The 21047-nt window shown below is 59.6% G+C and carries 17 protein-coding genes; 8 read left to right on the forward strand and 9 right to left on the reverse strand.

Annotated elements, in window-relative coordinates; genetic code table 11:
* Nucleotides 1-18: 18 nt before the first annotated feature.
* Nucleotides 19-993 carry a thioredoxin-disulfide reductase gene (gene trxB, locus PIB16_RS08265; protein WP_003522850.1) on the reverse strand — a complete coding sequence of 325 codons (975 nt, stop codon included), beginning with the start codon at nt 991-993 and terminating at the stop codon, nt 19-21.
* A gap of 267 nt (nt 994-1260) precedes the next feature.
* Here trxB and PIB16_RS08270 point away from each other — a divergent pair, with 267 nt between their 5' ends.
* Nucleotides 1261-1728, forward strand: coding sequence for an Lrp/AsnC family transcriptional regulator (locus PIB16_RS08270; RefSeq protein ID WP_020811379.1), 468 nt, complete (start codon nt 1261-1263; stop codon nt 1726-1728).
* Nucleotides 1729-1759: 31 nt separating this feature from the next.
* On the opposite strand, the gene PIB16_RS08275 is transcribed toward PIB16_RS08270, so the two are convergent.
* Nucleotides 1760-2815, reverse strand: a complete 1056-nt coding sequence (locus tag PIB16_RS08275; protein ID WP_271045383.1) for a glycosyltransferase family 4 protein — start codon at nt 2813-2815, stop codon at nt 1760-1762.
* 91 nt (nt 2816-2906) lie between these two features.
* A complete protein-coding gene (gene greA / locus PIB16_RS08280; protein ID WP_003522847.1) occupies nt 2907-3383 on the reverse strand; it encodes a transcription elongation factor GreA in 477 nt (158 codons plus the stop codon).
* Between the two features lie 221 nt (nt 3384-3604).
* Between greA and PIB16_RS08285 the strand changes: the two genes are divergently transcribed.
* From PIB16_RS08285 to PIB16_RS08295, 3 genes are all read left to right on the forward strand, one after another.
* Complete coding sequence (locus tag PIB16_RS08285) at nt 3605-4837, forward strand: putative DNA modification/repair radical SAM protein (protein WP_271045384.1); 1233 nt, start codon at nt 3605-3607, stop codon at nt 4835-4837.
* Nucleotides 4837-6285 (forward strand): UdgX family uracil-DNA binding protein, encoded by a 1449-nt coding sequence (locus tag PIB16_RS08290; RefSeq protein WP_271045385.1) that lies wholly within the window; start codon nt 4837-4839, stop codon nt 6283-6285. The genes PIB16_RS08285 and PIB16_RS08290 overlap by 1 nt, the downstream gene beginning before the upstream one ends.
* A gap of 151 nt (nt 6286-6436) precedes the next feature.
* The gene (locus PIB16_RS08295) at nt 6437-7576 is read left to right on the forward strand and encodes a GGDEF domain-containing protein (RefSeq protein ID WP_078051808.1); all 1140 of its coding nucleotides are present in this window, start codon (nt 6437-6439) and stop codon (nt 7574-7576) included.
* 79 nt (nt 7577-7655) lie between these two features.
* On the opposite strand, the gene PIB16_RS08300 is transcribed toward PIB16_RS08295, so the two are convergent.
* The 3 genes from PIB16_RS08300 to PIB16_RS08310 form a co-directional block, all read right to left on the reverse strand.
* A complete protein-coding gene (locus PIB16_RS08300; protein WP_174036264.1) occupies nt 7656-7844 on the reverse strand; it encodes a hypothetical protein in 189 nt (62 codons plus the stop codon).
* A gap of 297 nt (nt 7845-8141) precedes the next feature.
* Nucleotides 8142-11630, reverse strand: coding sequence for a carbamoyl-phosphate synthase large subunit (gene carB / locus PIB16_RS08305; RefSeq protein ID WP_174036263.1), 3489 nt, complete (start codon nt 11628-11630; stop codon nt 8142-8144).
* Nucleotides 11631-11787: 157 nt separating this feature from the next.
* Nucleotides 11788-12654: a LytTR family DNA-binding domain-containing protein gene (locus PIB16_RS08310; RefSeq protein ID WP_271045386.1), complete on the reverse strand. Its 867-nt coding sequence runs from the start codon at nt 12652-12654 to the stop codon at nt 11788-11790.
* Nucleotides 12655-12701: 47 nt separating this feature from the next.
* On the opposite strand from PIB16_RS08310, the gene PIB16_RS08315 reads away from it, so the two are divergent.
* On the forward strand, nt 12702-13190 hold the full coding sequence (locus PIB16_RS08315) for a DUF2306 domain-containing protein (protein WP_271045387.1): 489 nt from the start codon (nt 12702-12704) through the stop codon (nt 13188-13190).
* A gap of 97 nt (nt 13191-13287) precedes the next feature.
* Nucleotides 13288-14205 carry a KPN_02809 family neutral zinc metallopeptidase gene (gene ypfJ, locus PIB16_RS08320; RefSeq protein WP_078051812.1) on the forward strand — a complete coding sequence of 306 codons (918 nt, stop codon included), beginning with the start codon at nt 13288-13290 and terminating at the stop codon, nt 14203-14205.
* 30 nt (nt 14206-14235) lie between these two features.
* Here the strand turns inward: ypfJ and PIB16_RS08325 are convergent, their stop codons facing one another.
* On the reverse strand, nt 14236-14715 hold the full coding sequence (locus tag PIB16_RS08325) for a DUF2938 domain-containing protein (protein WP_271045388.1): 480 nt from the start codon (nt 14713-14715) through the stop codon (nt 14236-14238).
* A gap of 443 nt (nt 14716-15158) precedes the next feature.
* The gene (gene mcpU / locus PIB16_RS08330) at nt 15159-17249 is read right to left on the reverse strand and encodes a methyl-accepting chemotaxis protein McpU (protein WP_271045389.1); all 2091 of its coding nucleotides are present in this window, start codon (nt 17247-17249) and stop codon (nt 15159-15161) included.
* A 330-nt stretch (nt 17250-17579) separates the two neighbouring features.
* Between mcpU and PIB16_RS08335 the strand changes: the two genes are divergently transcribed.
* Nucleotides 17580-18977: an MATE family efflux transporter gene (locus tag PIB16_RS08335; RefSeq protein WP_271045390.1), complete on the forward strand. Its 1398-nt coding sequence runs from the start codon at nt 17580-17582 to the stop codon at nt 18975-18977.
* Nucleotides 18978-19014: 37 nt separating this feature from the next.
* Here PIB16_RS08335 and carA read toward each other — a convergent pair whose 3' ends face one another.
* On the reverse strand, nt 19015-20220 hold the full coding sequence (gene carA / locus PIB16_RS08340) for a glutamine-hydrolyzing carbamoyl-phosphate synthase small subunit (RefSeq protein ID WP_080856598.1): 1206 nt from the start codon (nt 20218-20220) through the stop codon (nt 19015-19017).
* A 335-nt stretch (nt 20221-20555) separates the two neighbouring features.
* Between carA and PIB16_RS08345 the strand changes: the two genes are divergently transcribed.
* Nucleotides 20556-21008 (forward strand): GatB/YqeY domain-containing protein, encoded by a 453-nt coding sequence (locus tag PIB16_RS08345; protein ID WP_003522833.1) that lies wholly within the window; start codon nt 20556-20558, stop codon nt 21006-21008.
* Nucleotides 21009-21047 lie beyond the last annotated feature (39 nt).

Here is a 21047-nt window from a genome sequence, read left to right on the forward strand (position 1 = left end):
GCCTATCCTGCCTTTCGGTTATTCCGCTGCGACAGCAAGCGGTTGATGCGCGGTGAGATAACGTTCCGCTTCCAGCGCGGCCATGCAGCCCATGCCGGCGGCGGTGATCGCCTGACGGTAGATGTCGTCGGTGACGTCGCCAGCCGCGAAAATGCCTTCCACGTCGGTCGCCGTGGAATCGGGGGCGGTCCACATGTAGCCGTTGTCTTTCAGCTTCACCTTGCCCTTGAACAGCTCGACTGCCGGCGCATGGCCGATGGCGACAAAGACGCCGTCGATAGGGAATTCGCTGATCGTGCCGGTCTTGGTGTCACGCAGCTTCACACCGGAGACGGAAGGCGGCATTGGCGGCTTTGCGGGTGCACCGGTAATTTCGGCGATTTCCGTGTTCCAGAGAATCTTGACGTTTTCCTTGGCGAACAGCCGTTCCTGCAGGATTTTTTCCGAGCGGAAGCTATCGCGACGGTGAACGACGGTGACCGATTTGGCGATATGGGCGAGGTACAGCGCTTCTTCCACGGCGGAGTTGCCGCCGCCGACCACGATCACATCCTTGTTGCGATAGAAGAAACCGTCGCAGGTGGCGCAGGCGGAAACGCCGAAGCCCTGAAAATGCTGCTCGCTCTCAATGCCGAGCCACTTGGCCTTGGCGCCGGTGGCGATGATCAGCGTATCGGCGGTCCAGACCTGACCGGAATCGGTCTTGACCACGAAAGGCCGAACATTGGTTTCAACCTCGGTGACGAGGTCGCTGACGATTTCCGCGCCCACATGCGTCGCCTGCTTCAGCATCTGGTCCATCAGCCACGGACCCTGGATCGGATCGGCAAAGCCCGGATAGTTCTCGACATCGGTGGTGATCATCAGCTGGCCGCCCTGTTCCATGCCGGCGATCAGCACGGGTTTCAGCATTGCGCGGGCCGCGTAGATCGCCGCGGTATAACCGGCGGGGCCGGAGCCGATGATCAATACCTTGGTGTGGCGGGCAGACATGGAAACGTTCCTTTCAATAGCGGGGCCTCTCGGTAGCAGTGACTTTCGGCACCAGAACCCTCCGGCCGCAAGACGGCGGACAGGCCGCAACCCCTTCGTTGCCCGGTATTTAAGGTTGTCTAGTGTCTTTATTCAAGGGCAGCCTTGCGTTACCAACAAGGCAGTTGTGGATGCGCGCGCAATTTTGTGACCGGGCGGTGGCATAATGTTGCGAATCCCGCGCTGAATAGTACAAGGAAGTTCCACAGCTTAACGAGGTACTCCTCCGTGACCAGCGTCGAACTCGATGCCATCGATCTGAAAATCCTGCGCGAATTGCAGCGCGACGGGCGCATGACCAATGTGGAACTGGCCGAAAGGGTCGGTATTTCCGCGCCGCCCTGCCTCCGGCGCGTCCGCAAGCTGGAAGAGGCGGGCGTGATCGAGGGGTATCACGCCATGTTGAACGCGCCGAAGCTCGGTTTCGATCTCGTCGCCTTCTGCATGGTCGGTCTCAAGCGCCAGTCGGACAGCAATCTGAAGGCCTTTGCTGCGGCAACCGCCGGCTGGTCGCTGGTGCGGCAGGCCTGGATGGTATCGGGCGAAAGCGATTTCCTGCTGCATTGCGTGGCGAAAAACCTGACCGAGTTTCAAGATTTCGTCATCGAGGTTCTGACGGCGGACGAAAACGTCGATACGGTGCGCACCATGCTCACCATCCGTCAGGTCAAGCGCGTCGGTCTGGTGGAAATCTGAGCGGCAGGCTTTGTTCTTGCCTTAAGACGCGTTACCCGCGCCGCAAAGCCTCATAGACTTCGCCGAGACTCGTGGCCTCTTTCTCAAGCGGAAATGTGCTGCGTACATGCGAAAGGCCGGCCTTTGCATGGCTCTCGGCCAGAGCCGGGTCGGCAAGATAGGCCCCTATCGCATCCCTGAGCGATGCATAGTCACCCGCCTCGACGACAGCGCCGGTCTCGCCCTTGACGATCATTTCCTCATAGGCGCCGGCAGTGCTTGTGACGACGGCCGTCTCCGATGCCATGGCCTCGAGCGGCGTCAAGCCGAAACCTTCGTTGCGGGATGGGGCGACATAGAGCGTCAGCCGCCGGTACCACGGCTTGATGTCGTCCACCTCACCCTGAAACACGATGCGATCCGAAAGGCCGGCAGCCTTGACATCGGCCTCAAGTGCCTCGGCAAAAGCCTTGTGTTCCGCCGTTACCCGGCCGGAAACAATGGCCGTCCATTGCGGATGGGCGGGCAAAAGCTCGATCATGGCGCGCACGAAAAGATCGGTGCCCTTCTGGTGGCGCACCCGTCCAAAGCAGCCGATGAGATATTGGCCCGGCAGGCCGGTTGCCGCGATTGTGTCTTCCGGGCCGGTTGCCGGATGGAACAGGTCGGTATCGACGCCATGCATGACAACGCGATTGGGTACTTCCAGAAACGAGCCGGAGCGGGTGCTGGTCGCGACCACGGCGTCCATCTTCGAAATCAGAAACCGTGTATAGGCGGAATGCCGCCTCTGTGCGGCCGAGGTGAACAGCAGCTTCACTTTCATGCGCAGCACGTCACGCATGAAAAGACCCGGCAACATTTCGAGGTTGCGACGGGCATGCCAGATACGCGGGCCGCCCTGCGGGCCGTTTTGCCAGAGCCGCCAGAGATCGCGGAAGCGCACATGCGGCAGATGCGGCGGCAGGCCGGGGCCGATGACGGCCACCTTCTGTCCCAGCCGGTTCTGCACCGGAATAAGTTGAACGATGGTGGAGGTGACGCCGGAGAGCCTGCGTTTGAAGTTCGGCGCAAGCACCTGCACATCTTTCAGACTGACGTGGGACAAGATGGGCTTCCGTCTTTGCGGCTAATTCGGGGGGATTGAAGACGTCAAGAAAAGCAATGCGCCCGCGTGGGGCGCATTGCATGTGAGGGCATCAGCCCCACTGAACCGCGAGAATCTCGTAGCCCTTGGCGCCGCCAGGGGCGTTGACTTCGATGCTGTCGCCGACTTCCTTGCCGATGAGGGCGCGGGCGATGGGCGAGGAAATGGAGATGCGGCCGGCCTTCACATCGGCTTCCTGGTCGCCGACGATCTGATAGGTCTTTTCCTCGTCGCTATCCTCATCCACCAGCTTGACGGTGGCGCCGAACTTGATCTTCGAGCCCGACATCTTGGAGAGATCGATGACTTCCGCACGTGCGGTCAGGTCTTCGAGTTCGGTGATGCGGCCTTCATTGTGGCTCTGTGCTTCCTTGGCAGCATGGTACTCGGCGTTTTCCGAAAGGTCGCCATGGGCGCGCGCTTCCGCAATCGCCTCGATGATACGGGGGCGTTCCTCCTGCTGGCGCCAGCGCAGCTCCTCCTGCAGCTTGACGAATCCACCCTGAGTCATCGGTACTTTTTCTACCATTTTTTTATCCTTCGCATTCCGGTCGCTTTACTTGCAGACACAAAAAGAAACAGGTTCCGGAGGGGAACTCCGGAACCATGCCAAAATCATAACTGAGCCGACTATATCAGAAGACGACAGCGAAATGCCAGCAAATTTGAGGCGTACATATTTTCTCACGTAATCAATGCCTTACCTTATGTCATTGACATTTGTCTATGGAACATATAGTGAACATACCCATGAAGAAGTCCATCAGGCAACGGCTGGCCATTCTCTCCGACGCGGCGAAATACGATGCTTCCTGCGCATCCAGCGGCACGACAAAACGCAACTCCGCAGCATCGGGCGGTCTGGGCTCCACGGAAGGGTCGGGCATCTGCCATGCCTATGCGCCGGACGGGCGATGCATTTCGCTTTTGAAAATCCTGCTCACCAATTTTTGTATCTATGATTGCGCCTATTGCATCAACCGCTCCTCCAGCAATGTCGAGCGGGCACGGTTCACGCCGGAAGAGGTGGTTTGGCTGACGCTGGAGTTTTACAGGCGCAACTATATCGAGGGGCTGTTCCTGTCCTCCGGCATCATCCGCTCTTCCGATCATACGATGGAGGAGATGGTGCGCGTGGCGCGGGAGTTGCGGGTTACCCATGGTTTTCGCGGGTATATTCACCTGAAATCCATTCCCGAAGCATCGCCCAGGCTCATTGAGGAGGCAGGGCTTTACGCGGATCGTCTCTCGATCAATATCGAATTGCCGACCGATAGCGGCATTGGCCGTTTCGCGCCGGAAAAGCAGCCCGTCAATATTCGCCGCTCTATGGCCGATATCCGCCTGAAGATCGAAGAGGCCGGAGAGCCTACCGTCCGGACACGCAAGACCAGGCGCTTTGCACCGGCCGGGCAGAGCACGCAGATGATCGTGGGAGCGGATGGCGCTGACGATAGCACCATTCTCTCCACCAGCGCCCGGCTTTATGGCAGCTACGGTTTGCGGCGCGTCTATTATTCGGCCTTTAGCCCCATTCCCGATTCGTCGAAAAGCCTACCGCTCATCAAGCCGCCGCTGATGCGGGAGCACCGGCTTTATCAGGCCGACTGGCTGTATCGCTTTTATGGCTTCGATATCAGCGAGATAACGGCGATCGGCGGCGACGGCATGCTCGATCTCGATATCGACCCGAAACTCGCCTGGGCGCTGAAACATCGCGACCGTTTCCCGGTGGACGTCAATGCGGCGGATCGGGAAATGCTGCTGCGTGTGCCCGGTTTCGGCACCAAGACGGTTGCTTCCATCCTCTCGTCGCGGCGGTTCCGGCGGCTGCGGCTGGAGGATATCGCCCGTTTTGGTGTTTCCCTGAAAAAGGTGAAGGCTTTCATCGTCGCCGAGGGCTGGACGCCGGGCAAGCTGACCGAGCGGCCGGATTTGCGGGCGATGTTTGCGCCGCAGCCCGAACAATTGTCGCTGTTGTGATGTATGGCCCGGTTCTCGAAGGGCGGGGCGATTTCGGCGAGTGGCGCGATGCCGCGCGTGCGGCCCTTGCCGCCGATATTCCGCCGGAGACGATTGACTGGCGGTTGCGGGACGACGGGGCAGGGCTGCTGGATTTCGCCGGTGAGCCTTTGCCGACCGTCGATGCCGGCAATGGGCAGGTTTCCGTTTCGGCCTCGTTCCTGGCGCTGGCGCAGGCCGTCATCTGCCATGGCGATCCCGGCCGGTTTGCGTTGCTTTACCGATTATTGTGGCGGCTGAAGCGGGATCGCGCCCTGTTGCAGTTCAAGTCCGATCCGGATGTTGCAGAGGCCCGCTTGCTCGAGAAATCGGTGCGCCGGGATTGTCACAAGATGACGGCCTTCGTCCGTTTCAAGGAATTGCCCTGGCCGCAGGGGCAGGGCGGGCGACGGCGGTTCGTGGCCTGGTTCGAGCCGGATCATTTCATCGTCGAGCGGACGGCAGCGTTTTTCCAGCGACGGTTTACCGATATGGACTGGCTGATCGCCACGCCGAAAGGGTCCGCCCGATGGGACGGAAGCGAGCTGCAAACCTCACGGGAGGCGGCGGCGAAGCCTGATCTGAAGGACGAGACGGATGAACTCTGGCGGACCTATTATGCCAATATATTCAATCCGGCGCGCCTCAAGATCAAAGCCATGACGGCGGAGATGCCGAAGAAATACTGGAAGAACCTGCCGGAAGCCGATCTCATTCCCGGTCTCGTTCTCGGTGCTGAGGCGCGGGTGCTGGAGATGGCCGCCAGGGCGGCAAGCCAGCCGCAGCCCTTTCACCATCGCCTGCAGGCTGCGGCCGCTGCCCGGGAGACGACGCAACCCGTGCCGGAGGGCACGCTCGCGTCGCTGGCGCGGGAGGCTGCCCACTGTACCCGCTGTCCCCTGCATTGCAGCGCCACGCAAACGGTTTTCGGTTTGGGGCCGGAGGATGCGGAAATCATGATCGTTGGCGAACAGCCGGGCGATCACGAGGATCTCGCCGGCAAGCCTTTTGTCGGTCCGGCCGGCCAGCTTTTCGACCGGACTCTTGCCGATGCCGGTATCGAGCGCAAAAAGCTTTATGTCACCAATGCTGTCAAACACTTCAAATATGAAACGCGCGGCAAACGGCGCATCCATCAGCGGCCGAATGCGGGCGAAGTGGAGCAATGCCGCTGGTGGCTCAATCAGGAAATCGCGCTTATTCGGCCGAAGCTGATCGTTGCCATGGGCGCAACGGCGCTTTATGCGCTGACCGGCGGCAAGGAAAAGCTCTCAGAGATTCGGAGCCGTCCTCTGCCGATGGAGGAAGGCCGAACGCTTTTTGTCACCGTGCATCCGTCCTACCTCCTGCGCCTTGCCGATGCGCAGGTGAAAGAGGCGGAAACCATGCGGTTCAAGAAGGATATAAGTTTTATTAGAACATTCGAATAAATTTCCATTTGCGCGCTGGAGATTTATTCAATATTTGAGCCATAACTTGCAGTAGTATCATTTACTGATTATTTATCTGTTATTTTTATTGAAACTTTATACTTAATACTATAATTAAGTCCTCCGAATTTATTTACCGTATGGACAAATCATGTTGGGTGAACTCGACCTTGCGACAGTCATACTGATGCAGAAGTGTTCTTATATCGTTGGGCTTTTGAGTTTTATCTATCTGAAAATGACCAATCGCGGCTTGCGCGGTCCCATCCCCCTTGCGGCGGGTTTCGCCTCGATGACGATTGGTTCCACGCTTGCTGGTTATGGCGAATGGGGAATATTGTCGCCGGCCCTGTGGCGGCTCGGCAGTGTCGCTTTCGGTATTGTGGGTTACGCGCTGATCTGGCTCGGCTTGAAGGCGTTGAGCGATGGGCGTTCCGTCGACCGACGGACCGTATCCATTGTCTGCGTCATCTCCGTGCTGGCGATGGTTGTCGCCCAGCAGGTGGCGGAAAATAATGCGTATCGCGCGGCGCTCTTCAATGGCTGCGCATCGCTTGCCTATCTCGCCGGGGCATCGGTGCTTTTGGCCAGATGGCGCAGGGAGCCGCTGCTGTCTCGCCTGGCGCTGGGTGGCATCACCGGCGTCTCCGGTCTCATTTCGCTATCGGTGGTGAAAAGCGTGCTTTTGCCCGATTATGCCACTATCAATCTGGTCAATGCGTTTTTCTTGATCATCATGCTGAACTTCGCCATTGCCCTGTTCGTGATGATGTTCGTGGCCGAGCGGTCGGAGCGAAAACTGCTTGTTCTTGCGAATACCGACCCGCTGACGGGCGTCAAGAACCGGCGCTTCTTCTTCCAGACCATGCCTGCGACGCCCGATCCCACCGATGCGGCCATGTTGCTGGATATCGATCACTTTAAGTCGATCAACGACCGTTTCGGCCACGCCGTCGGCGATAGCGTGCTGCAGGAAGTGGCGAAGCGTATCGGCGGCAGCATCCGCAGCGGGGACGTGCTGGCGCGTTACGGCGGAGAGGAATTCATCATCTACCTGCCGGGCGCCGGCGTTCGCAAAGCCTGCATGATCGGCGAGCGCATTCGCGATGCGATTGCGGTAACCGAGGTCGATTGCGGCGGTCTGCGTGTCGGCGTCACCATCAGCATCGGCGTTGCCGCCACTGGCGAGATGCGCTGCGATCTCCAGACGCTCGCGGAAATGGCGGATCGCGCACTTTACCGCGCGAAGATGGAAGGGCGCAATTGCGTTCGGGAGGCGCAGGCGGCATAGGCGGGGCTGCGGGCCGTCGATCTTTCCGCAGGGCGGCACCGCATCGTCGTGTCGTGTAGCGTCGTTGTTGCCCTTCGGTCTAGAAGGGCGGCTTGTCTGCTTCATCCGCCGTGGCGCGGCGGGACAGAGCCTCTTTCAGAAGAACCTCGATCTGGGCATTAACGCTGCGCAATTCGCCGCCCGCGGTGTGCCGGATCATGTTCAATATTGCGGGTTCGATCCGCAGCGGAAAAGCCACCCGCTCCGGTCCCGGTGGACGTCCAGCCATGGTCAGTCCCTCAAGGCGCTTTGGCTTATCGGGGCCAGGTGTCCCCATCGCTGGGATACTATGGCGGGGTACCTCAGCATCTTCATGGAGCGTTTGACCGGAGCGTTGGCAACGGCGCGGCGAATGGCTGCGGGCGATCCGTCATTGAGCAATAGGGACATCATGGGCCTCGTTCGAACCTGATGTTTTGATACCGGCAATGAATTGCCGCAGGATTACGCAATGCAAAACGCCGCGGGCATGGTGACCCGCGGCGTTTTGTTTTCATTCAGCGTTGGAACCTGCGGTTCCCGCAGCTTACTGGAAGTAGTTCTGCAGCGGCTTCACTTCCAGATTGCCGGCCTTCAGCGCCTTGATGGCAAGCGCTGCCGCTTCCGCGCCGGCCATCGTCGTGTAGTAAGGCACCTTCTGCATCAGCGTCGCGCGGCGCAGCGACTTGCTGTCAGAAATCGCCTTGTTGCTGTCGGTGGTGTTGATGACGAGCTGGACCTGACGGTTGCGGATGGCGTCTTCGATATGCGGACGGCCTTCCTGCACCTTGTTGATCTTTTCGGCGTTGATGCCCTTTTCGGCGAGGAAACGCTGGGTGCCGCCGGTGGCCAGCACCTTGAAGCCGCTTTCCACGAGAATGCGGATGGCGGGCAGAACGCCTTCCTTGTCCTCGTCACGCACCGAGACGAAGACCGCGCCGGAGCGGGGCAGGTCGACGCCGGCGCCGAGCTGGCTCTTGGCGAAGGCCAGCGCGAAATCGGTATCGAGGCCGATGACTTCGCCGGTCGAGCGCATTTCCGGTCCGAGCAGAATGTCGACGCCGGGGAAGCGGGCGAAGGGGAAGACGGCCTCCTTGACGGCAATGTGCTTCAGGTTGCGCGGATCGGGCTTCTCGCCGTAAGCGGCAATCGCCGGATCGAGCTTCTCGCCGGCCATGACGCGGGCGGCGATCTTGGCGATCGGCGCGCCGATGGTCTTCGCCACGAAAGGTACGGTGCGCGAGGCGCGGGGATTGACTTCGAGAACGTAGATCGTGCCGTCCTTGATGGCATATTGCACGTTCATCAGGCCGCCGACATTGAGCGCCTTGGCAAGCGCCGTCGTCTGGCGTTCCAACTCGTCGACGATTTCCTTCGACAGCGAACGGACCGGCAGCGAGCAGGCCGAGTCGCCCGAATGGATGCCGGCTTCTTCGATGTGCTCCATGATGCCCGAGACGAAGACGCTTTCGCCGTCGCACAGCGCATCGACATCCACTTCCACGGCGTTGGTCAGGTAGCTGTCGAACAGCAGCGGGTTCTTGCCGAGCAGGGTGTTGATCTGGCCGGTCTTGTCGTTCGGGTAACGCTGCTTGATGTCCTCGGGTACGAGGCCCGGAACCGTGTCGAGCAGATAGGTCTGGAGCTGGCCTTCCGAATGGATGATCTGCATGGCGCGGCCACCCAGAACGTAGGACGGGCGAACGACCAGCGGAAAGCCGATTTCCGAAGCGACGAGGCGGGCCTGCTCGACAGAATAGGCAATGCCGTTGTTCGGCTGGGCAAGATCGAGCTTCATCAGCAGCTTCTGGAAGCGGTCGCGGTCTTCGGCAAGGTCGATCATGTCAGGCGCCGTGCCGAGGATCGGGATACCGTTCTTTTCCAGCGCTTCTGCGAGCTTCAGCGGGGTCTGGCCGCCGAACTGCACGATGACGCCGACGAGTTCGCCCTTTTCCTGTTCGGCGCGCATGATCTCGATCACGTCTTCAGCCGTCAGCGGTTCGAAATAGAGGCGGTCGGAGGTGTCGTAGTCGGTGGAAACGGTTTCCGGGTTGCAGTTGATCATGATCGCTTCGAAACCGGCATCCTTCAGCGCGAAGGCGGCATGGCAGCAGCAATAATCGAACTCGATGCCCTGGCCGATGCGGTTCGGACCGCCGCCAAGGATGACCACCTTCTTGCGGTCGGAGACCTGCGCTTCCGAGCGGGCTGCGCCGACGAAGGGAATTTCATAGGTCGAATACATGTAAGCGGTCGGCGAGGCGAATTCGGCCGCGCAGGTGTCGATGCGCTTGAAGACCGGACGAACATTCAGGCTGTTGCGCAGTTCGGCCACTTCCTTCGGACGCTTGGACGTCAGGCTGGCGAGGCGGGCGTCGGAGAAGCCCATGGCCTTCAGCATGCGCAGGTTTTCGGCATCCTGTGGAAGACCATGCTCGCGGATGCGGGCTTCCATGTCGACGATGGCCTTGAACTGGGCGATGAACCAGGGGTCGATCTTCGAGTTTTCGTGGACTTCCTCTTCGCTCATGCCCATGCGCAGCGCCTGGGCGACCATGCGCAGGCGGTCCGGCGTCGGCGTGCCGATGGCGGCGCGGATGGCGTTCTTGGAGCCTTCGCCTTCCTCGTAACCGGGGATTTCGATTTCATCGAGACCGGTGAGGCCGGTTTCCATGCCGCGCAGCGCCTTCTGCAGCGATTCTGCGAAGGTGCGGCCAATCGCCATGACTTCGCCGACCGACTTCATGGCGGTGGTGAGGATCGGCGAAGCGCCGGGGAATTTCTCGAAGGCGAAACGCGGGATCTTGGTGACGACGTAGTCGATCGACGGCTCGAACGACGCCGGGGTCGCACCGCCGGTGATGTCGTTTTCCAGTTCGTCCAGCGTATAACCGATGGCGAGCTTGGCGGCGATCTTGGCAATCGGGAAGCCGGTTGCCTTGGAAGCGAGAGCGGACGAGCGCGACACACGCGGGTTCATTTCGATGACGACGAGGCGGCCGTCCTTCGGGTTGACGGCGAACTGCACGTTCGAACCGCCCGTTTCCACGCCGATCTCACGCAGCACCGCAATCGAGGCGTTGCGCATGATCTGGTATTCCTTGTCGGTCAAGGTCAGCGCCGGCGCAACGGTGATCGAGTCACCCGTGTGGACGCCCATCGGATCGATGTTTTCGATGGAGCAGATGATGATGCAATTGTCCGCCTTGTCGCGGACGACTTCCATCTCATATTCCTTCCAGCCGAGAACCGATTCTTCGACCAGAACTTCCGTCGTCGGCGAGGCGTCGAGACCGCCCGAGACGATATCGAAGAATTCCGAGCGGTTATAGGCAATGCCCCCGCCGGTTCCGCCAAGCGTAAAGGACGGGCGGATGATGGCCGGCAGGCCGACATGATCGATGGCCTGAGCGGCGATTGCCATGGCATGGGCCATATAGCGCTGCTTGCGGTCGGTTTCGCCGAGGTTCCACTGGTTTTCGAGATCGTCCAGCGCCTTGTCGAGATCGGGACCGGAAAGCTTGCCCTTCAGCTCGGTGCGGGCTGCCTCGTGCTTCTTGCGGTCGGCATCCTTGATTTCGGTGGCGTTTGCCAGCATGGAGCGTGGGGTTTCAAGGCCGATGCGGGCCATGGCTTCGCGGAAGAGAGCGCGGTCTTCGGCCATGTCGATGGCTTCCGGCTTTGCGCCGATCATTTCCACATTGTAACGGTCGAGAACGCCCATGCGCTTGAGAGAGAGCGCGGTGTTGAGCGCGGTCTGGCCGCCCATAGTCGGAAGAAGCGCATCCGGACGTTCCTTGGCGATGATCTTTGCCACGACTTCGGGCGTGATCGGCTCGACGTAAGTGGCGTCGGCAAGGCCCGGATCGGTCATGATCGTCGCCGGGTTGGAGTTGACCAGGATGACCCGGTAACCCTCTTCCTTCAGCGCCTTGCAGGCCTGGGTGCCGGAATAGTCGAATTCACATGCCTGACCGATGACGATCGGTCCCGCGCCGATGATGAGGATGGACTTGATATCTTGGCGCTTCGGCATGGCTCTCTCGTTCCGCTTTTCGGTTGCGCAAAACACCGGCCAGGGTGAAGGATCACCGGTCGGGGGGCGCAATTCAAATGTTTTCAGGCTAGAAGCGGCTTATAGGCAAATGTTTTTGAGAACGGAACCCCATAAATTCCGGAATCGACAGAAACTCTTAACGGGCAGGGGCGTGTGCGGTGAAACGGGCCTGTACCGCAGCACTGTAAGAGCGGCTGACGGGGATTTCACTGCCGTCTCTGGTCATGACATGCAGACGGCCGGCCTGTTTGCGCAGGGAGACAAAGTCGGCATCGGCAATCCAGTGGGAACGATGTACCTGTAAACCCGCCGTTTGGCCGAGTTCTTTCAGCGCATCGGCAAAACGTAGCAGAACCAGCTGCTGCCCGCGCGTGGTGACGATTTGCGTGTAATGATCCTGCACCGACAGCCGCAGCAATTCTCCGCGCTTTTGCGACGGCAATCGTTCCAGCAAGGGGATGATGCCTTTCACGTCCCTATCTGCATTTGCCTTTGTGTCCGTTTCAGCGTCCGCCACCTTTTCGAAGGACTGGCGGGTCGTAAGGTAACTCAACAGGCAGAAGATCGCGCAGAGCGGCAGGGATGAGAGGCTGCTCTTCAGAACCGGCGTGAGACCCATCTCCTTGCCGTAGAAAATCTGATTGGTAATGGCGAGCAGTAGCCCGATCGGCAGTGCCGCCGTCAGCGAGCCGATCATCATGCGTGTCAGCATGTTGTCGATGTGGCCTGCAAGGATCGTCTTGGCGATGACCGAAAAGGAGATGGCGAGCATCCAGGCGCCCGCTTGAACGATTGTCCAGTAAAGCAGCCGGTCGGCGAAGCTCATGGTTTCGCTCGTCCCGAAAGGCCCGGTCAAGATGAAGATCGCCAGCACGGCAAGAAACGTCAGCCACAGCCTGCGCGATTGCAGCATGGCGTGCATTTCACGAAGCGTGAATTGCAGAGACGGGTGATCCACGAAGTTTTCCTGCTGATGGCGCCAATCCGTTTTTCTTCTCCGCATGTTTTGCCGAAATTGGCTTCGATTTCAACCGAACCGAAACAGCGCCCATGTCATTCCAGCCTTTGTTAGATGCATCGCTTGCCGTGCAGTTCCATGTTGCCACCGTCGTGCCCGCAGCCCTTCTTGGGGCCTTCATTTTCCTGCGCCCAAAGGGCACCGCCATTCACCGGCTGCTCGGCAAGATCTGGGTGGTGCTGATGGTCGCGACTGCGGCGTCTACCTTCTTCATCCATGAATTGAAGGTGTTTTATGGTTTCAGCCCGATCCATCTTCTTTCCGTCTTCACCATCTACGGGTGTCTGCAATCGATCTACTTCGTCCGCCGCGGCGATATCAGACGCCATATGCGGATCATGCAGAGCGTTTATCTCGGCGGCATCGTGATTGCCGGAGGTTTCACCTTCGTTCCCGGCCGCATCATGCATGAGGTTGCTTTTGGTGATGGCAGAGCCGGATTTTTGGTCCTTTCCGCCGGCGCTCTCCTGTTTATCGTCCTGTTTCTGACCGTGCTGAAACAAAGACGCAGAGCCGCATGACGCTCTCCGTTTGCCACCTCTGCTTTCTTCCGGAACAAGATGTATTATAGTGCCGTTATAAGGCAGCTTGTTGAGGCGGAACCGCCGGGAGAAGAGCATGGAATGGAGAGGGCGTCGCCAGTCGGACAATATCGAGGATCGGCGCGGCATGTCGGCGGGATCGGGTGATCCTTTTTCCCGCGGCGGTATGCGGGTGCCGATCGGACGTCGCGGCGGCGGCATCGGCATTGGCGGTCTTCTGGTCATTCTGTTGATCAGCTGGGTGCTCGGCATCAACCCGCTGACGTTGCTGACCGGCGGCGATCTGTCGATGGATGGCGGCGGTACGACGCAATCGGGGACCCAGCAGTCCGGCACGCGTCCGCAGGGCCAGTCGTCGGACGAGACGACGGCTTTCGTGCGCACCGTACTGGCCGAGACGGAAGATACGTGGAGCGGCATTTTCCAGTCGGCCGGCGAGACCTATCAGAAGCCGACGCTGGTTCTGTTCTCCGGGCAGGTGTCTTCCGCCTGCGGTTATGCTTCCGCTGCCAGCGGCCCGTTCTATTGCCCGGGCGACCGCAAGGTCTATCTCGACACCAGCTTCTTCAAGGAACTCGACCAGCGTTTCGGCGCGGCTGGCGATTTCGCGCAAGCTTACGTGATTGCGCATGAGGTCGGCCACCACATCCAGAACCTGACCGGCGTTCTGCCGGAGTTCAACCGCCGCCGTCAGTCGATGAGCCAGACGGACGCCAACAAGATGTCGGTGCGCGTCGAGCTTCAGGCGGATTGTTATGCCGGCATCTGGGGCAAGTTCACCGAGCAGAAGGGTATTCTCGAAACTGGCGACCTCGAGGAAGCGCTGAACGCCGCCCACCAGATCGGCGACGATACGCTGCAGAAGCAGACACAGGGCTATGTGGTGCCTGACAGTTTCAACCACGGCACCTCGGCACAGCGCGCGGAATGGTTCAAGCGCGGTTTCCAGAGCGGCCGTGTCGAAGATTGCGATACGTTCTCGGCGAATATCTGAGGAGAGGGGGCTTTTCAGCCCCCTTTTCGTTTAGCGCATCAAGAGCGCCACCACATACATTCCGAGGGCGAAGATGGTATGGGCCACGAGGTTGAGGACGCGAACCTTCGTGGGGTTCGGTGTTTTCGACGCCGCCCAGCCAATGCCGAGCCCCGGCTGCAACAGGAACCAGCCCGCGCCGACCGTGACGATGCCGACGATCCACGGCTCAATGAACGAAGGATTGGCAAACCATGCGGCCGGGACTACCAGCGCGAGAACGATGCCATAAAGAATGCCGACGGCGTAATGTGAAATCCAGCCGAGCGCCAGTTCATGTTCATAGGGTTCAGCCGTGGCGATGCTGTCGTGAAATATCGTACCTTTCGACACATGCCAGAACCAGCGGCCGACCGGCGCCCAGTTCGGCGCGGACTGGCCGAAGAACCGGTGCAGCACGATTGCCCATATATCCATAAACAGGGTGCCGCCAATGCCCATGGCAATGCCGCGCCAAATCAGTTCCAGCATATGTCCCTCCGCATGATCGTGATCGATCAAGCTCTAGCGGATCGGGACGGTGGCGGGAACAGGCTATTGCCGGAGCGGACAAGAAAAATGGCCGGATCGCTCCGGCCATGAGGGTGAGAAAGGCGCTAGACCTCACCTCCGTCATGCTCGGGCTTGTCCCACTGCTGTCCGGTTTAAATTTGGTGGACATGGCGCACGGTGTTGCTCCTCTTTCGTGTCCGAGATCGTCGCCAAACGCTCGAATACGAGTAGAATCAACACCGTGCGCCATGTCCACCAAATTTAAACCGGACAGCAGTGGGACAGGGCCGAGCATCTGCAACCGATCGGATTTAACGCGACGTGGTTGGATCCTCGGGACAAGCCCCGAGGATGACGTCGAGAGTAGGTAGCGGCTGGCAGCGATCTGGTGACGATAGCGCTCCGGCCACGGTCTTTTCCCCTCAAGCGGCCCGCCCATATTCCGCCTGCCGCCGGCTGGCCGTGGCGAGCTGGAACTGCGCGAGCAGCTCGTTGAGCGCCGCCGCTTCCGAGGCGAGGCCATGACTTGCTGCCGTCTGTTCCTCGACCATGGCAGCATTCTGCTGCGTGCCCTGATCGATGGTATTGATGGCGGTGTTGATTTCCTGAAGCCCGGTCGACTGTTCGCGCGATGCGGTGACGATCGCGTCGATGTGGCGATTGATCTCCTGTACTTCGCGGACGATGGTTTCCAGCGCCTTGCCGGCATTGCCGACAAGTTCAACGCCGGACTGCACCTGCGACGTGGAGGCGTTGATCAGCGTCTTGATCTCCTTTGCCGCATTGGCGGAGCGCTGGGCAAGTTCACGGACTTCCTGGGCGACAACGGCAAAACCCTTGCCGGCCTCACCGGCGCGGGCGGCTTCAACACCGGCATTCAGCGCGAGCAGGTTGGTCTGGAAGGCGATTTCGTCGATCACGCCGATGATGTTGCTGATCTCGGACGATGATTTTTCGATGCCTTCCATGGCGCGCACGGCATCTTCCACGATGACGCCGGACTGTTCGGCATTGCCGCGGGCGCGGTCGACCAGACGGCCGACTTCTTCGGCGCGACGGGCGGAATCCTTCACTGTCGTGGTGATTTCCTCGAGTGCTGCTGCCGTCTCCTCAACGGAGGCCGCCTGCTGTTCGGTGCGTCGCGCCAGATCATCGGCCGACTGGCGGATTTCACCCGCACCCGCATCGATTGCGAGGGCGTTCTGGCCGACGGTGCTGAGGGCTGCGTTCAGCTTGGCGACCGAATTGTTGAAATCGTTGCGCAGGCGGTCGATACGGGCCACGAAAGGCGTGTCGATGCGATAATTGAGATCGCCGTCCGAAAGATGCGCCAGGCCCCGGGCAAGTGAATCGACTGCGAACTGGATATCAGCCGCGTCTTTTGCTGCCGTTCTTTCACGCTCGTTGCGCTCCTGTTCGGAGAGCGTACGGTTCTGTTCGGCGTCGCCTTCAAGGCGCAGGCGCTCCATGGCGTTCGAACGGAACACGGCAACGGCTGCGGCCATAGAGCCGATCTGGTCGGTGCGCTCCTGACCGGGAATGGCGACATCGAGATTGCCGGCGGCAAGGCCTTCCATGGCGGACGTCATCTGCGTGACGGGGCGGACGATAAAGCGGGAAAGGACGGTTGCGAGAAGTCCGATCATGATCGTCGCTGCGAGGATCGTGGCGATGGTTGCCGCGAGCCGGAACTGGCCGATTGCGCTGTAGGCAACATCGGAATCGACGACAAAGCCGAGATACCAGTCGACCGAGGGTAGGCCGGCGACCGGAATGAAGCTGGTGATCTTGCCCTTGCCGTCGATCTCGGTCTGGGAGATCGCGGAGGAAATCGCTGGCGTATTGACCTTGAAGAGGTCGGCCATCGGCTTGTCGACAAATTTTGGGTCGGGATGGATGAGTATCTTGCCATCCTTGCTGACGAGGAATGCATATCCATCTGCGCCGGCATCCACCGACTTGATCATCTTCACCAGCGAGTCCAGCGAGAAGTCACTGCCTGTCACGCCAGCAAGCTTGCCATCGATGGAAACGGGAATGGCGGCGGTGATGATGAGGCCGCCGGTCGATGCATCATTGTAGGGTTCGGTCAAAACCGTCTTGCCGGCTTTCACCGCATCCAGATACCACGGGCGTTTGCGCGGATCATAACCCTCAGGCAGCGGCGTTTTCGGGAAGGTGGTGAAGCTGCCGGTGTCGGCATTGCCGAAATAGGTCGACATGAATTGTGCCGTCAGCACGTCGTTTTCCAGAAAATGCAGCTTTGCTTCGTTATCCGGAAGCTTGGCCAGCGTCTTTGCCACCGTTTCGGTCAGCATGATGCGGCCATTCAGCCAGTTGGCGATGCTTTGCGCCGCTTGTTTGCCGGATGAATCGATGTTTTCCGCCACCGCTTCCGTCGTGACGCGATGCTGAAGGCTGTCGATGTAAAAAGAGAAGCCGACAAAGGCGGCGACGACAAGTGATGACGCAGCAACGAGAATGCGCGTCATGAGATTGGTTTTTTTAGGCAAGCTACACGTCCTTGAAACCGGGTGAATCCGTTCGGCTCATCTAGGGGAATGGTGGGGAGAGACATGCCTTAAAGGCGGGAATATTCTGCGTCATGCAGCTTTTGGTTTAGAAGAACTACGAAATATTCTAATAAGTAAATTGAAATGGTAAAATTCGGCTAAATTTGTCTTTTGTTATCAGGGTTCGCCGATGGGCGCGCCAGATTGCCGTTTTGCGTAAATTTTGATCACTCATCCGCAAAGGTTGCGTGCAGGAAGGGAATATTTTATTCATCACCGTGCTGCCGTTGCGCAATTCGCGGGCAACGGCCAAAGTTCAGGTGAATTACAATGTCTTCGTCGGTTGTTGCAGAAACCGTTCCGTCTGGATCGGGGTCGTGGTTTTCGCATTTCAAGGCTACGCTTGTGCTGGGAATTCCGCTTATCGGCGCGCAGCTCGCACAGCTTGGCATCCATACCACTGATATGGTCATCGTCGGCCAACTTGGCGCCGAAAAGCTGGCGGCCATGGTGCTGGCCGGACAGTTCTTTTTCGTCGTCTTTATTTTCGGCTCCGGCTTTTCCGTCGCTGTCGTTCCGATGGTGGCGCAGGCTTACGGGCAGGGTGATGCGACATCCGCGCGCCGCTCGCTGCGGATGGGCATGTGGGTGGCAATCGCCTATTGGCTGCTTGCATTGCCGATTTTCTTCAATGCCGAGCGCATTCTCATTTCTCTTGGGCAGAACCCCAATGTGGCGGCGCTGACCGGCCATTATCTCGCCATCGCCAAGTTCGGCCTTTTGCCGGCGCTGCTATTTTACGTGCTGCGCGGGCTCGTCAGCGCCATCGGGCGCGCCGGCATCATTCTTTATGTCACCATCATCATGCTGGTGATGAACGGTGTGCTGGCCTATGCGCTGGTGTTCGGCCATTTCGGATTGCCCGCCATGGGCATGAACGGTGCTGCCGTGGTTGCCGTCATCGTCAATGCCTTCAGCTTCATTTTCATTGTCGCCTATGTGCAGACGCGTGAGGAAACGAAGAAATACGAGCTGTTCGTGCGCTTCTGGCGGCCTGATTGGCACGCGCTTTTCGAAGTGCTGCGTCTTGGTCTGCCGATTAGCATCACCATTCTTGCCGAGGTGACCCTGTTTGCTGCCGCCTCGATCCTGATGGGGCAGATCGGCACGGTGCAGCTTGCGGCGCACGGCATTGCCCTGCAGCTCGCCTCCATCGCCTTCATGATTCCGCTTGGTCTTTCCCAGGCGGCGACGGTTCGTGTGGGCGTGGCGCGGGGGCAGGGAGATTTCAGGAATCTCATCCGTGCTTCTATCATGATTTACGCCATCGCCTGCGGCATCGCCATCTGCGGCGGCATCCTGTTTGCGGCGGTGCCGGAATTTCTGGCGAAGTGGTTCCTCGATCCCAAACTACCGGAAGCTGCGGAAGTGCTTGCCTATGCCAGCAGCCTCGTGGTGATTGCCGGCATCTTCCAGCTTGTCGATGGCATTCAGGCGGTCACAGCAGGCCTGCTGCGCGGGTTGAAGGATGCGCGCATTCCGGCGATGCTGGCGCTGATTTCCTATTGGCCAATTGGGCTGGCGCTTGCCTGGACCATGGCTTTTCCGCTCGGTTTCGGCGGGCGCGGTGTCTGGTTCGGCTTTGTGATCGGTCTTTCGACAGCCGCCGTTCTTCTCACCATCCGCTTCGTGCTGCTTGTGAAGCGTGAAATGAAAACGGCCCGCTGAGAAGCGGGCCGCATGTAACGTCCGGATTGAAAAAGTATCAGCGCTCCGCGAGCGCTGCCTCGCCCTTCTTTTCACGCAGCAGGTTGACGAAGCGGCGGAAGAGATAGTGGCTGTCCTGCGGGCCTGGCGATGCTTCCGGGTGATGCTGGACAGAGAAGACCGGCTTGCCGGTGATGCGCAGGCCGCAATTGGTGCCATCGAACAGCGAGATATGGGTCTCTTCGACGCCCTCGGGCAGCGACTTGGTATCCACCGCAAAGCCGTGGTTCATCGAGACGATTTCCACCTTGCCGGTCGTGAAGTCCTTGACCGGATGGTTCGCGCCGTGGTGGCCCTGGTGCATCTTTTCGGTCTTTGCGCCGACGGCGAGACCGAGCATCTGGTGACCGAGGCAGATGCCGAAGATCGGCAGCTCGCTCTTGATGAGGTTCTGGATAACCGGCACGGCATATTCGCCCGTCGCGGCCGGGTCTCCCGGACCGTTGGACAGGAATACGCCATCCGGCTTCAGCGCCAGAATGTCTTCGGCCGACGTCTGGGCCGGAACGACCGTGACCTTGCAATCCAGACCGGCAAAGAGGCGCAGGATGTTGCGCTTGACGCCGAAATCGACGCAGACGACGTGATATTTCGCATCGGCTTCACCGAGCGTGCCATAACCCTTGTTCCAGACCCACGGCGTTTCCGTCCAGGTGGAGGACTGGCCGGAGGTGGCTTCGATGGCGAGGTCGAGGCCGACGAGGCCGCTCCATGCCTTGGCTTCCGCCTTCAGCGCTTCGATGTCGAAGACGCCGTTCGGGTCATGGGCGATCACCGCGTTCGGCGCGCCGTTTTCGCGGATCCATGCGGTGAGCGCGCGGGTGTCGATGCCGCAGAGGCCGATGACGCCGCGGGCCTTCAGCCAGGCATCAAGATGCTTGACGGCGCGGAAGTTCGAGGGATCGGTGATATCGGCCTTGAAGATGACGCCGACAGCGCCGCGACGGGCGGCGGGCGTCAGGTCCTCGATGTCTTCCTCATTGGTGCCGACATTGCCGATATGCGGGAAGGTGAAGGTGACGATCTGGCCGAGATAGGAAGGATCGGTCAGGATCTCCTCGTAACCCGTCAGCGCCGTGTTGAAGCAGACTTCGGCCTGAACCTTGCCGGTTGCGCCGATGCCCGTTCCTTCAATCACCGTGCCATCGGCAAGAACAAGCATTGCGGTCGGTTTGCGGGTAGTCCAGGGCGCTGTCTCGGTCATCTCGTTCCGTTTCTGCCGCTTCGCACCCCGCCTCTTGAAAGGCAGGGGGTAAGGGGCCATTTTTGTCGCAGGCTTCGTGACATAAAGGGGCGCGCGATAAAGCTCGCGTTCCGACCCTTCGTTAAAATCTCGTGCAGGTGCCGGAAAATAACGAAAGCAGCCCAAGCGGTCAACCGCAGGGCCAAGATTTACGTGGAATTAAACCACCGTATTTTCAAGGTCTTATGCATTTGATTTGCTTGAGCGTGTCTGCTCGTTTATGTCGTTTCGCAAAATGAGGTGGAAAGTTTCCGTATCGAGAAGCTGCGGAAAGCGCTTTCCCAAGGAGAAGAAAAATGATGCGCGACACGTTCGCAAACGCTTTGAAGGACGCATTGAAGGCTCGTGATGCACGCCGCACCTCGACCGTGCGCCTCATCCAGACCGCCATCAAGGATCGCGATATCGCCAATCGCGGCGTGGGAAAGGACCCCGTCAGCGATGAGGACATCATGCAGATCCTGACCAAGATGGTGAAGCAGCGGGAAGAATCCGCCAATATCTATGAAGGCGCCGGCCGCCCTGAGCTTGCCGCTCAGGAGCGCGAGGAAATCGTCATCATCAAGGAATTCATGCCGGAAGAAATCCCGGCCGAGAAGGTGCGCGAACTCTGCCAGGCCGTCATCACGGAGACCGGCGCGTCCGGCCTGCGCGACATGGGCAAGTGCATGAATGCGCTGAAGGAGCGCTACCCCGGCCAGATCGACTTCGCCAAGGCTTCCGGCGTCGTCAAGGATTTGCTGAAGTAAGTTCGAGCATCCTTAAAAAGTAAAGGCAGGGCAGATGTG

The organism is Agrobacterium sp. ST15.13.015 (assembly GCF_027871645.1).
Lineage (GTDB): Bacteria > Pseudomonadota > Alphaproteobacteria > Rhizobiales > Rhizobiaceae > Agrobacterium > Agrobacterium leguminum.